Origin of the sequence: Roseateles sp. (assembly GCF_965229315.1) — a bacterium.
Classification (GTDB): domain Bacteria; phylum Pseudomonadota; class Gammaproteobacteria; order Burkholderiales; family Burkholderiaceae_C; genus Pelomonas.
Window position 1 is genome coordinate 2507200 of the sequence record NZ_CBDDJA010000002.1, and the last position, 12832, is coordinate 2520031.

At 70.2% G+C, this 12832-nt stretch carries 13 protein-coding genes; 1 reads left to right on the top strand and 12 read right to left on the bottom strand.

What is annotated here, in order from left to right; all coding sequences use genetic code 11:
• Positions 1-15: 15 nt before the first annotated feature.
• From pufC to ACO07H_RS16590, 12 genes are all read right to left on the bottom strand, one after another.
• Positions 16-1128 carry a photosynthetic reaction center cytochrome PufC gene (gene pufC, locus ACO07H_RS16535; RefSeq protein ID WP_422016085.1) on the bottom strand — a complete coding sequence of 371 codons (1113 nt, stop codon included), beginning with the start codon at positions 1126-1128 and terminating at the stop codon, positions 16-18.
• Positions 1129-1279: 151 nt separating this feature from the next.
• A complete protein-coding gene (gene pufM / locus ACO07H_RS16540; RefSeq protein WP_422016086.1) occupies positions 1280-2260 on the bottom strand; it encodes a photosynthetic reaction center subunit M in 981 nt (326 codons plus the stop codon).
• A 12-nt stretch (positions 2261-2272) separates the two neighbouring features.
• Positions 2273-3097, bottom strand: coding sequence for a photosynthetic reaction center subunit L (pufL, locus tag ACO07H_RS16545; protein ID WP_422016088.1), 825 nt, complete (start codon positions 3095-3097; stop codon positions 2273-2275).
• Between the two features lie 106 nt (positions 3098-3203).
• Complete coding sequence (gene pufA / locus ACO07H_RS16550) at positions 3204-3389, bottom strand: light-harvesting antenna LH1, alpha subunit (protein WP_056273600.1); 186 nt, start codon at positions 3387-3389, stop codon at positions 3204-3206.
• 11 nt (positions 3390-3400) lie between these two features.
• A complete protein-coding gene (locus ACO07H_RS16555) occupies positions 3401-3625 on the bottom strand; it encodes a hypothetical protein (protein ID WP_422016091.1) in 225 nt (74 codons plus the stop codon).
• Between the two features lie 23 nt (positions 3626-3648).
• On the bottom strand, positions 3649-3798 hold the full coding sequence (gene pufB, locus ACO07H_RS16560; RefSeq protein ID WP_422016093.1) for a light-harvesting antenna LH1, beta subunit: 150 nt from the start codon (positions 3796-3798) through the stop codon (positions 3649-3651).
• Between the two features lie 126 nt (positions 3799-3924).
• Entirely contained in the window at positions 3925-5409 is a 1485-nt protein-coding gene (bchZ, locus tag ACO07H_RS16565; RefSeq protein WP_422016095.1) for a chlorophyllide a reductase subunit Z, read from the bottom strand.
• A 76-nt stretch (positions 5410-5485) separates the two neighbouring features.
• Complete coding sequence (gene bchY / locus ACO07H_RS16570) at positions 5486-6976, bottom strand: chlorophyllide a reductase subunit Y (RefSeq protein ID WP_422016097.1); 1491 nt, start codon at positions 6974-6976, stop codon at positions 5486-5488.
• Positions 6977-6983: 7 nt separating this feature from the next.
• Complete coding sequence (locus tag ACO07H_RS16575) at positions 6984-8003, bottom strand: chlorophyllide a reductase iron protein subunit X (protein WP_422016099.1); 1020 nt, start codon at positions 8001-8003, stop codon at positions 6984-6986.
• Positions 8000-8953, bottom strand: a complete 954-nt coding sequence (gene bchC, locus ACO07H_RS16580) for a chlorophyll synthesis pathway protein BchC (protein WP_422016101.1) — start codon at positions 8951-8953, stop codon at positions 8000-8002. Before bchC ends, ACO07H_RS16575 begins: the two co-directional genes overlap by 4 nt.
• A gap of 130 nt (positions 8954-9083) precedes the next feature.
• A complete protein-coding gene (locus ACO07H_RS16585) occupies positions 9084-10241 on the bottom strand; it encodes a methyltransferase (RefSeq protein ID WP_422016103.1) in 1158 nt (385 codons plus the stop codon).
• Positions 10242-10243: 2 nt separating this feature from the next.
• Positions 10244-11122 carry a polyprenyl synthetase family protein gene (locus ACO07H_RS16590; RefSeq protein WP_422016105.1) on the bottom strand — a complete coding sequence of 293 codons (879 nt, stop codon included), beginning with the start codon at positions 11120-11122 and terminating at the stop codon, positions 10244-10246.
• A 106-nt stretch (positions 11123-11228) separates the two neighbouring features.
• On the opposite strand from ACO07H_RS16590, the gene crtD reads away from it, so the two are divergent.
• Complete coding sequence (crtD, locus tag ACO07H_RS16595) at positions 11229-12818, top strand: 1-hydroxycarotenoid 3,4-desaturase CrtD (RefSeq protein WP_422016107.1); 1590 nt, start codon at positions 11229-11231, stop codon at positions 12816-12818.
• The last annotated feature ends 14 nt before the right edge of the window (positions 12819-12832 follow it).

Genomic DNA, 12832 nt, shown 5'->3' on the forward strand with positions numbered 1-12832 from the left:
CCCTGGGCATGCCGTTCATCCGGGCGTGGCCGCCGGCTTCGTTGCGCCCGCGGGCAGCGACTCCAGCGCCTTCATGTCGTCCGGCGTCAGCGTGGCGACGCCCGAGGCCGCCGCCGCTGCGGGCATGGCCTTGACCAGCAGCTCCGGGTGGTACTTCGCCATCTCTGCACCGTACAGCGGCTTGTGGGCGCCCTGGTGGCAGGTGGCACAGTTGACCTTGGCGACGTCGCCGCCCGGGCCCAGCCGGTTGGCCGGGAAGGTCGTCGTCAGCGGCACCATGAACTCCAGGTTCAACTCGCGCGCCATGCGGATGCCGTGCCAAGCGGTCAGCCGCGGTGGCGAACTGTTGTCCCAGGAGCCGAGCGAACGCGTGTTGTGGCACTGCGTGCAGTTGACGCCCAGCGACTTGGACATGTGCATCATCAGGCCGTAGGTCCACTCGGCCTGCTTGATGGACTGGCGGTTGCCCGCCGGCAGCGCCTCGGTGCCCGCCACGCGGATGTTCTCCGAGCCGAGCAGGAAGGGCGTGAACGGATCGTTCGGCAGCGCGGCCAGACCGACGCTGGGCGCCGGTGCGTTCTGGCCGGCCTTGTTGCCGGCAAAGTCGTTGGCGCCCTTGGGCAGCAACGGCTGGAACCAGACCTCCTTGGGCACCGGCTCGCCACGGTGGCAGGTGTAGCAGGTCACGCCGGTCTTGCCGACATGGTTCTGCCACTGGCTGTTGACGGTCTGCGTCATGACCAGCATGCGCCGCGCCACCACCTTGGTGTAGAGCGAGTCGTCGGCGAAGTTGGCGGCGTTGTGGCAGTGCACGCAGCCCTGCTTGGGGGCCACCCAGTTGGTCATGGCCACCATCGTGCGGTTGAACTCGCCGACGCTGAGGTTGCCCAGCACCTTGACGTTCTGGTAGACCTGCCCGGCCTTCGGGCCATCCGGTGACGCCGCCTCCAGCGGCGCTGGTGCCTGGTTGTTGGCGGCCTGCTCGGCCTGCGTGCGCGGGTTGTAGACCAGCTCCATGCCGGTGCCACGGTAGCCGCGCTGCACGGTGTCCACGGGCGGCCGCTCGCAGCCGGCCAGCAGGCCGCAGGTCAGGGTGAGGGCCAGCAGGCCGAGGTTGAGACGGCTCATGCTTGCACTCCTGGCTGTGGTGAGGGCTGGCGGTGCGCGGGAACGTGGCAAGGCAAATGCGCCTGGATGCCGAGGCCGACCGCGGGCCCGCCGAGGGCTTGGCTCAGGCTGGCCCACAGCGGCGCAGCCCAGCGCTGGAGTTGCTGGCGGCTCATGGCTTGACTCCCAGCAGTTGCAGCGCGGGGTCGATGACCGGCGGGAACACCGCCGGGTACATCGGCGCCAGGCCATGCTTGACGCCCCAGAGGTACCAGTTGTCCACCACGGTGCCGGTCAGCAGGATGCCGATGCCGCCCGTCAGCGGGCACAGCACCGCGAACCACCAGGCCCAGCGGTGGATGGACTCCATCGTCGCGTTGAAGCCCATGGTCCAGCGCCAGAACAGGGCCGCGCGTTCGCTGGCCGTGCCGCGGTCGGTGATCTGCTCGATCTCGCGCTCGCCGCCGAAGCGGCTGACCGCCAGGATGGTGGCGCCGTGCATCGCGAACAGCAGCGTGCTGCCGTACAGGAAGGCGATGCTGAGCATGTGGAAGGGGTTGTAGAACAGGTTGCCGTAGCGCAGCGAGAACGCCGCCGTCCAGTCCAGGTGCGGGAAGATGCCGAAGGGCACGGCCTCGCCCCAGCTGCCCATCAGGATGGGGCGGATGAAGCCGAGCACCAGGTACAGCCAGATCGCCGCGGCAAACGCCCAGGCCACGTGCGTGCCCATGCCCAGCTTGCGGGCGCGGCGGTACATGCGGGCCCACCACAGCAGGATGGAGGCCGTCAGGAAGAAGCCGGCCAGCAGCCACCAGCCGCCCTGGTTGAGCGGCGGCAGCTTCAGGCCGTAGGCCGGCGGCGGCGGCTCCAGCGCCAGCCAGAACAGCTGGCGGGCAAACTGCACCGGGTCCCAGCCGACCGAGGCCCACATGTTCAGCCCGATGATCTCGAATGCGATGAAGCCGCAGATCAGCGAGCACACGCCCAGCCAGCCCAGGTAGATGGGGCCCAGTTGCGCATCGCCGATGCGGCCCAGCAGGTGCCAGTGCAGGCCCTTACCCTCGCGCTGGTACTCGTCACGGCCCAGCGGCACGCCCGGGTAGGACGGCGCCGTGACCTGCACGCTGGTGAAGAGGTTCTGATATTCAGCCATGGGGTGTTCTCCTCACTTCCAGACCGGCAGGTTGAGCCACCAGCTCCACCATTCCGGCCAGCCACGCGTCCAGAACGGCCCGCTGATGACGATGCAGACGGCGCTCCAGAAGCCCGCGGACAGCGCCAGGAACAGGCCGAGGCGGTGGATGCCCAGCGTGCCGATCGAGTAGCCGATGGCATCGCGAAAGAAGGTGTTTTCATGCTCGGCCGTCTTGACCACCTGGCCGTGGCCCGGGTTGGTGGCCGACAGGATCAGCGAGCCGTGCAGCGACAGTGCGAAGGTGGTGGCGAAGAAGAAGCTCACCGCCAGCATGTGCGCCGGGTTGTAGTGGAAGTGCAGGTACTGGTAGCCTGTGTTGGACACCCAGTCCAGGTGGCTCATGATCCCGTAGGGGAAGCCGTGGCCCCAGGCGCCCATCAGCAGCGGCCGGATGATGACCAGCGTGACGTAGGCCAGGATGGCCACCGCGAAGGCGAAGGGCACGTGGTAGCCGATGCCGAGCTTGCGGCAGATCTCGACCTCGCGCAGCGCCCAGGAGATGAAGGAGCCGGTGGCGCACACGGTGATGAGCTGCCACAGCCCGCCCTCCATCAGCGGCGCCATGCCGAGACCGTATTTCAGGTCGGGCGGCGCGATGCTGATCTGCCACAGGTTCCAGGTGCCGCCCTGCGACGCCCCCCAGACGATCAGCAGGATGCCGACCAGCGCGAAGAACGCGGTCGTGACACCGAAAAAGCCCACATAGAAGGGCCCGACCCAGAAGTCGAACAAGTCGCCTCCCAGCAGGGTCCCGCCGCGGACGCGGTACTTTCGCTCGAAGTTCAGCATGGCCATGCTTGCCACCTCTCGTGGAGGAGCCCACGCGATACGCGGAGCCCCCTGTGCAGTCGGGGCACGGCGCGAGGGTCAGCCCGCGCCGTGTTTTTCGTTGACGCGTCGACTACTTCGGCGCCGGTGCGGGCATCGATGAGTTCTGGCTCACCGCCTGGGTGCGGGGCCCGTCGAGCCAGTTGAACTTGTTGGTGCTCAGCAGCACGAAGTGAATCACCAGTGCCAACACGAACAAAAAGGCGAACAACGCGACCAGCGCACGGCGCGGGTCGAACAGCAACCAAATCTTCCACATGCTTCTATCTCCTAGTTCAGGTGCGACAGGAAGGTGTAGACACCCGACTTCACACCCTGGATCAGCGATTTCTCGCCCTCTGCGCCAGGCAACCACGTGCGCCACTTCAGGAACAGCACCTGAGCGACGAGCGCGATGAAGAACACGAAGACAAAACTCATGAAGAACAGCGCCTCATAGGTCTTGGAGTCCTGCAAGGCAGGGTTGCTCACAGGGACGGTCGTGATCTCAGCCATGGCGACAACCTTTCAAGAAAGACTCAAAGCCAGGGACGCCACATCCACACCAGCACATGCGCCACCACGGCAATCGCCGTGAAGCCGATGAAGCTGGTCATGAAGATGCCGTGAAATTCCCGGGCCTCGTTTTCAGTCAGCCCAGACAACGAGCCTGTCCTGTTTTCAGCCATATCGATAGCTCCTCAAGAATGGCCTGGGGAGGATTCCTTCGGCCAACGCCGCGCAGCTCCCGCGCGGCAGGGACTTCCGTGGCAGCAGGCCCACGGCAAGTCGTTCAGGGCAAGCGATCACGCAAGTCACGTCAGTGCCCCGATGGCCGCCGCGGCCAGTTGCCGCGTATGACCCTCAATGTCTTGCACCGCCACGGCCGCGGCGCCGCGCGCCCTTGCGGCCAGCTCGGCGCGGTCGCGCAGGCGCTTGGCGGCGGAGATGCGCACCAGCACCGGCTGCGCCTCCAGCAGTTCGTCCAGCAGTTCCTTGGCCTCAGGCGCCCAGCTCATCTCGGCGAGCGCACGCGCGGGTGTCGGGTCGACCCGGTCCAGCTCGGTGCCCAGCGGCAGGATGTGGAAGAGCGCGTCGAACAGCGCGTTGCAGAACTCCTGCACCAGGTAGGTGGCGCCGGCGTAGCCCATGAAGGGCGTACCGGTGGCGCGGCGGATCAGCGCGCCGGGGAACGAGGCCGGGATGAAGACCGGCTTCATCGGCCCCTTGGCGCCGGCTTCGGCCAGGTACATGCGCTCGTTGAAACTGCCGTACATCACCAGCGGCGCCTTCTCGTGCACGAGGGCGCGGATGGCGGCGTTGTCGGTCTTCTCGCCGGGCTTGCGGGCGACGGCGAAGTTGCACGGCAACCCCAGCTCGGTCTCGAAGAAGTGGCGCACGCCGCGCGAATAGGTCTCGCTGGCCACCACCGCAAAGCTGGCCGTGGCGAAGAAGTCCTGCGTGACGGAGCGCCACAGGTCCCAGATCGGCTTGATCGTGGTGTGCTTCTCACGCTCGATGAAGGGCTCGGGGTCCAGGTGCAGCAACTCACCGAGCTGGCGCAGGAAGGCCGTGGTGCTGTGCAGCCCGATGGGCGCCTGCAGGTAGGGCCGATCCAGCGCCTCGCACAGCATGCGGCCGAACTCGCGGTACATGCAGATGTTGGCGTCCGCGTCGGCCAGCTTGGCCACGTCCGCCAGGTGGCTGCCCAGCGGGAAGGCCATGTTGACCTCGGCGCCGATGCCTTCGATGAGGCGGCGGATCTCGTGCAGGTCGCTGGCGCTGTTGAACTGGCCGTAGCAGGGGCCGATGATGTTGACGCGCGGCTTCTCGCCCACGGGCCGATCGGCAAAAGGCTTGCGCGCCGGCACCTTCTTGACGCCGTACTCCGTCCACAGCCAGAACATCGCGCGGTTGGCGCATTGCCACTGGTCTTCGTCGATGGTGCGCGGCAGGAAGCGCGCGATGGTGGTGCCCTCGGGCGTCACGCCGCCGCCGATCATCTCGGCGATGGAACCGGTGACGACGACGCTGGGCAGGTCGGGGTCGAGCGCGGCGTGCGCCCGCTTCATCGCGCCTTCGGTGCCTTCGCGACCCAGTTGCTCCTCGGCCAGGCCGGTGACGACGATGGGCAGCTCGTGCGGCGGCAGCGCGTCGGTGTAGTGCAGCACCGAGGTCACCGGCAGGTTCTCGCAGCCCACCGGGCCGTCGATGACCACCTGCAGGCCCTTGATCGCAGTGAACACGTAGACGGCGCCCCAGTAGCCGCCGGCACGGTCGTGATCGAGGACGAAGTTCATCAGCCGCGCCCGCCCGGCCGCCCGAAGGGCGCTGCGCGCCCCCTCGGGGGGCAGTGAACGAAGTGAGCGTGGGGGCTCATATCATCTCCTCGGCCTTGCGGCGCTTCATGATCTTGATGACCTGGCGTTTCGTCTCGGCGCGGAACTCGGGGCGCAGCACGGGCACTTCGGTCCACACGCCGGCGCGGTCGCCTTTGCCGGTCTCGCCGAAGAACTCGCGCATCGTGTCGAAGCGCGCCTGGTTGGCGATGGCGCCGTTGATGACCTGGGCCAGCGAGCCGGCACCGGCCGGGCCCATCAGGGGCCGGGCCGAAATGAGGTTGGTGAAGTACAGCGAGGGAACGGCCATCTCCTTGCACGCCTGCACCAGCGGCGTGGTGCCGATGGCCAGCTGCGGGCGGTGGCGCTGCACGGCGGCCAGGTCCTGCTCCAGCGACGCGCGGTACTGCACCTCGCAGCCGCGGGCTTCCAGCCAGGCGCGGTCGGGTTCGGACCAGGGCGTGCGCGGGCAGGCGGTGCCCACATACGGCACCGTCGCACCGCTCTCGATCAGCAGGCGCGCGACCAGCAGTTCGGAGCCCTCGTAGCCGCTGACCGTCACCTTCGCTTGGATGGGCGACTTGGCCAGCGCGCCGCGGATGGCCGGCAGGATCGCGGCGATGGCGGCTTCAACCTGGGCGCTGGGCACTTCGGCCGCTTCGCCGATGGCCCGCAGCCAGGCGGCGGTGCCGTCGGCGCCCACCGGGGCCGAACCGACGACAGGCCGGCCGGCGGCCTGCAGCTCGCGCACGCTGGCCGTGTAGAAGGGGTGGATGGCCGCAGCCACCGTGCAGTCCAGCGCCGCGTACAACTCGCGCCACTCGCGGGTGGGCACGGTGGGGCCGACCTTCAGGCCCAGCGGGCCCAGCAGCATGCCGATGACCATGGGGTCGGCCGGGAACAGCTCACCCAGCAGGCTGACCGTCCTGGCCTGGTCCATGCCCTGCTCGCGCCACCCCTTGGGCGCGGCCACCGGGCCGGACTCGGCCTCGCTGCGGGCGCGCTGCAGCATGGCGCCGGCCAGCACGTCCTTGGCCTCGGCATGCGTGGGCACGCCGAAGCCGGGCACGTCGATGCCGATGATGCGCACGCCGTTGATGACCTTGGGCAGCAGCTGCAGCGGCACGCCGCTGGCCGTGGGCACACACAGGTTGATGACCACCAGCGTGTCCAGCTTCTCGGGGTCGGCCTGTTCGTGCACCGTGTCGCGGATGTCCTCGAACAGCTTGCCCGTCACCAGGCTCTCGCTGTTGAAGGGCACATAGCCCACGCTGCGCTTGGCGCCGTAGAAGTGCGAGGTGAAGGTCAGCCCGTAGACGCAGCAGGCCGAGCCGCTGAGGATGGTGGCCGTGCGGCGCATGCGCAGGCCCACGCGCAGCGCACCAAAGGCCGGGCACATGCTCTGCGGCTGGTCGTGCGGGCCCTTGGGATAGTCGGCCGCGTAGCGATCCAGCGTCTCGCGGGTGGCGGCGCTCTGGTTCTGGCTCTGGGCCAGAGCCATCTCGGGGGTCGCGTGGCAATTGCTCATGGCGGGCTCAGGCGGCGTCGTAGACCACTTCGAGCGTCGGCTTGATCAGCTCGGTCTTGCCAACCATGTCGAACAGCGTGGCCGGCTCCATCTGGAAATCGCGCCCGGTCACCTCGGCCGAGAACAGGCCCAGCAGCTGGTCCTGCGTCTGCGGCCTGGGGCGCACCGGCGGCGCCTCGCCCACGTTGGTGGCCAGCGTCTCGAAGAGCGACGCCCACTGCGTGCCGGGCCGGCCGATGATTTCGTAGCTGGCGCTCTTGCGGCGGATGTCCTCGTTGGCGGGGATGGCCGCGAGCACCGGGATGCCCACGGCTTCAGCGAACGCGGTCGCCTCGCCGGTGCCGTCGTCCTTGTTGATGACCATGCCGGCCACGCCGACGTTGCCGCCCAGCTTGCGGAAGTACTCCACCGCGCTGCAGACGTTGTTGGCAACGTACAGGCTCTGCAGGTCATTGCTGGCCACGACGATGACCTTCTGGCACATGTCGCGGGCGATGGGCAGGCCGAAGCCGCCGCAGACCACGTCGCCGAGGAAGTCCAGCAACACGTAGTCGAAGCCCCAGTCGTGGAAGCCCAGCTTTTCGAGCGTCTCGAAGCCGTGGATGATCCCGCGACCGCCGCAGCCGCGACCGACCTCGGGGCCGCCGAGTTCCATCGCATACACGCCGTCGCGCTTGAAGCAGACGTCGCCGATGGCGACCGCCTCGCCGGCCAGCTTCTTCTTGCTGCTGGTCTCGATGATGGTGGGGCAGGCCTTGCCGCCGAACAGCAGGCTGGTGGTGTCGCTCTTGGGATCGCAGCCGATCAGCAGCACCTTCTTGCCCTGCTGGGCCATCATGTAGCTGAGGTTGGCCAGCGTGAAGCTCTTGCCGATGCCGCCCTTGCCGTAGATCGCGATGATCTGCGTCGTCTTGGTGACCGGGCCGGTGGCGACCGCATCGGGCTCGATGGCGGCCTCGGCACGCAGCGCGTCAGTACGGGGCTGGAAGCGCACCGTGGCCTCAGCCGGGATCGTCGAGGTGCTCATGCGTGGTGTCTCCAGTCCAAAACCATCTTCAGGCAGCCGGCATCGCCGAAGGCCTGGGCGTAGGCGGCGCCGGCGTTCTCGGCCGGTTCGCTGTGGGTGAGCAGGCCGTCCAGCGAGAGCCGGCCGGCGTGCAGCAAGGCGTTCACGGCCAGCATGTCGGGCCGCTTCCACTCGGCGGCCACGCGGATGCGGGCCTCGCGCATGAAGGCGGGCGCGAAGTTCAGCGACAGCGGCTTGGCATAGAAGCCCGCCAGCACCACCTCGCCGCCGAAGGCCAGGCGGCCGATCAGGCTGTCGAGCAGGGCGGAGTCACCACTGACGTCGTAGATGGCCTTGTAGTCGCGGCGCTTGTCGTCGTCGGGGTGGGTCACCGTGTAGCCGGTGGCGCCGTCGGCGCGCGCCGGGTTGGTTTCCCAGACGGTGAAGTCGTTGATGCCGGCCGCCACGTTCATGCGCGCCAGCAGCCGCCCCAGCACGCCGTGGCCCACGATCAGGTCGGGCGGCGTGTGCGAAGGGCCCTGGCCGCCGCCGGCCACGCTGTGGTAGGCCGTGGCGGCCAGCGCCAGCAGCACCGACTGCTCGCCCAGCTTCTCGTCGACCGGCACGACCTTGGCGCCCGGCACCACCAGCCGAGACGCCGAGCCGCCGAACAATCCCTTGACCTCGCCGAAGCAGCGCGCACCAGGCACGAACACCCGCTGCCCCACCCAGTTCGAGCTGGCCGGGCCGACCGCCATGACGCGGCCGACCGCCTCGTAGCCCGGCACCAGCGGATAACCCATGCCCGGAAACATCGGCATGGTGCCGGTCCAGATCAGGCGCTCGGTGCCCGTGCTGATGCCGCTCCACTCGACTTCGACAACGACGTCCTCGTCTTCCATCACCGGCAGCCTCAGGTGGGTGAGGCTGAGGTGCTCGGGGCGGTCGATGACCACGGCCAGCGTATTCATGAGACGACCTCCTGCAGTGCGGCGCCGCTCGGTCGGTGGGCCGTGGCGTGCGTCTGGGCGTTTCTGGATCTCATGCGAGTCATACTACGCTTACACAATAAACCGTCAACTAAGATTTACACTTATTTGATCAGGCGGCGTCGGCCAACAGCACGCTGGCCTGCAAAGGCAGGGGGGTGGGCAGGCGGCGCACACGCGTGAAGCCGGTCTCGGCCAGCAGTTCGCGCAGGCGAGCCTCGCTGCGCGGCTGGCCGCGCCCCATGGCCAGCAGGTAGAAGCCGAAATAGGCATGGCCCATCGCCTCGGCGCCCGGCGTGTCGGCCAGCGGCTCGGCCAGCAGCAGGCGCCCGCCCTCGGCCAGCGCGCGGCGCACGGCGCGCAGCAGGCGCAACACGCGCTCGTCGTCGTGGTCGTGCACCACGCGCAGCAGCGTCACCAGGTCGGCGCCGGCAGGCAGCTCGTCGCGGAAGAAGTCGCCCCCCAGCGCGCTGCAGCGCGCCGCCAGGCCGGCCTGCTCGAATCGCTGCGCGGCACGCGCCACCACGCCGGGCAGGTCGAACACCTGCACGTGCAGGGCCGGCGCGTGGCGGCCGGCCGTGCAGGCGAAGGCGCCGTCGCCGCCGCCCACGTCCAGCAGGCGGCGATGGCGCTGCAGGGGATAGGCCTGCAGCACCTGCTCGGCCACCAGAGGCTGCGACGCCGCCATCAGCGCCGAGTACGCGGCCACCTGCGGCGTGGGCAGGGCGCCGGGCGACCCGGTGCCGGCGTAGGGCCAGAAGCCCGCGAGCCGGCCCTGGGCGGCCTCGCCGCGCAGCAGCGCCAGCGGATCGGCCAGGTCGCGGTACAGCGCCGCGTGGTGCTCCACCATCGCCGCCAGCCCCGCATTGCCTGCCAGCGGCGCGCCAAGCGGACCGAGACCGTAACGGCGGTCACCACCCGCCGAGGGCCGCGCCTCCAGCAGCCGCAGCGACACGGCCGCCATCACGAGGCGCTGCGCACCCGCTGGCGGCAGGTTCAGCCGCAGCGCCAGCGCCGCCAGCGTCTGCGGGCCCTGGGCCAGCAGCAGGTCGAACAGACGCAGCTGCACGCAGGCCAGCAGCACCTGCGAGTAGACGAAGCCGGCCACCAGGTCGAACACCTGGGCCGCGCGGCGGCGCGCGATCCAGCGCGTGGGTGCGAACGCCTGCGCCCAGCGGCGAAAGCGCGCACTGCCCAGCAGCCGGTCCCGCCAGGCCAGCGGCGCGTCGCTCCAGTGCGAGGCGGCCGGCGGGGCGGCGGGGTGGGCCATGGTCAGGCCACGGCGGCGACGCGCGCCACGAGCTGCTGCGGCACCAGCCGGTCGGCTTCGCGGCGGATCAACTGCCGGAACTGCGACGCCCCCGGGCAGACCGGCACGGTCAACAGCGTGGCCTGCACGAGGCGCTGGAACTCGGCGAGCGCGCCCTCCAGCCCCAGCTCGCGTGCCGAACTGGGGCGGTCCAGCGCCACGTCCTGGCCGCCGGGCTTGCCCATGGCGCTGGCATCCAGCATCACGTCGCGGATGTCGTCGGCCACCTGGTAGGTCTGGCCCAGTTGTTCACCCAAGGCCCGCCAGGGCGCGCCATCGGCCCCGGCGGCCTGGGCGCCGGCCATGGTCGCGGCCGCGAACAGCGCGCCGGTCTTGGCCTGCTGGTAGTCGCTCAGCGAGATCTGGGGCTCGCACTCCCAGGCCTGGCCCGCGACGATGCCCATGGGCATGCCGACGCCCTGCGTGACCGTGCGCAACAGCACCGGCAGGCGCGACAGGTGGCGCCTGGCACTGCCGCCCAAGACCTCGAAGGCCGCCACGATCAGCGCGTCGCCGGCCAGCACGGCCAGGCGCTCGCCGAAGGCGCGGTGCACCGACGGCCGGCCGCGCCGCGTTTCGGCCGCGTCGAAGCACGGCAGGTCGTCGTGCACCAGCGACGCGCAATGCAGCAGCTCGATGGCCGCCGCCACGCCGTCGGTCAGGGCCGGGTCGTCCTCGCCGCAGGCCAGCGCCACGGCCAGCGTCAGCTTGGGCCGGATTCGCGCGCCGCCGGGGAAGACCGCATGCTGCATGGCCGCCGCCAGCTTGGGCGGGTGGCCCTGCTGCGCGCCGGGGGACAGGCTGGCCCGGAGGGCGCGCTCGATTCGGTCGTCATGCGACATAGAGGCCTTTGCTGGTGACGACGCGGCAAGACGGGGCTCGTCGCGTTCGAATTACATTACCATGTGTCAATCAGCATAGACACACCCGGAAAGGGCGTCAATGAGCATGCACACGCTGCCACGCAGCCTCAGCCCGCCGCGCGTGCTGGTGATCGGCGCCGGCGTGGGCGGGCTCACCGCGGCAGCGCTGCTGGCGCATGCGGGGCTGGACGTGCAGGTGCTGGAGCGCGCGGCGACGCCGGGCGGCAAGATGCGCCAGGTGGAATGCGGCCCGCGGCTGCTGGACGGCGGCCCCACGGTGCTGACCATGCGCTGGGTGTTCGACGCACTGTTCGAGCGCCTGGGCCAGTCGCTGGACCGCCACCTGCACCTGAGCCGCTGCGAGGTGCTCGCCCGCCACGCCTGGGGGCCGGACGAGCGGCTGGACCTGTCGGCCGACCTGGCGCTGAGCGTGGCCGCCATTGCCGAGTTCAGCGGCGCCGCCGAGGCCCAGCGCTACCGCGCCTTCTGCGCCCGTGCGCGCCAGGTCTACGAGACGCTGGACCGCCCGTTCATGCAGAGCAGCCGCCCCACGCCAGGCTCGCTGGCCTGGCGGGTGCTGCGCCAGCAGGGGCTGCCGGGGCTGCGCCAGCTGCTGCGCATCTCGCCGTTCACGACGCTGTGGCGCGAGCTGGGCCGCTATTTCCACGACCCGCGGCTGCGCCAGCTGTTCGGCCGCTACGCCACCTACTGCGGCTCCTCGCCGTTCGACGCGCCGGCCACGCTGATGCTGGTGGCCCATGTCGAGCGCGAGGCGGTCTGGCAGGTGGAAGGCGGCATGCACCGCCTGGCCCAGGTGCTGGCCGGCTGCGCGCAGGCCCAGGGCGTGCGCATCCGCTACGGCTGCGAGGCCCGCCGCCTGCTGCTGGCGCACGGCCGGGTCAGCGGCGTGGCGCTGGCCGACGGCGAGCAACTGCCGGCCGACATCGTCGTGTTCAATGGGGACGCGCAGGCGCTCAGCCGCGGCCTGCTGGACGAGCCGGTGCGCCAGGCGCTGGGCACGCCGGCACGCGTGCAGCCCTCGCTGTCGGCGCTGACCTGGCACGGCGAGGTCGAGGCCGGCGGCTTCGAGCTGTCGCACCACAACGTCTTCTTCGGCCCGCCGCAGGGCTACCGGGGCGAGTTCGAGGCCATCGCCGCCGGCCGGCTGCCCGAGTCGCCCACCGTCTACGTGTGCGCGCAGGACCGCAGCGGCGCCGCGCGGACCGCGCGCGGCGGGGCGCGCCGCCCCGAGCGGCTGATGTGCCTGGTGAATGCCCCCGCCGAGGGCGCGCAGGCGCGCCCCCTCACCGAACCGGAGATCGCGCGATGCGAAGCCCAGATGTGGACCCAACTGACGCGCGCCGGCCTGCGCCTGAAGCTCACCGCGCCACCAGTGCTGACCCGCCCGCAGGACTTCGCACAGATGTTTCCGGGCAGCGGTGGGGCGCTGTACGGCCCGGCAGCCCAAGGCTGGCGGGCGAGCTTCACGGCGCGGCCGCAGGGGCGCACGCCGGTGCCGGGGCTGTTCCTGGCGGGCGGCTCGGTGCACCCGGGGCCTGGCGTGCCGATGGCGGTGCTGTCGGGCCAGCTGGCCGCCGAGCAGATCCTCGCGGGCCTGCCTTCGACGTCGCGCTCGGCGCCGGCGCTTATGCCTGGTGGTATGTCGACGCGCTGAGCGACCCGCAGCCC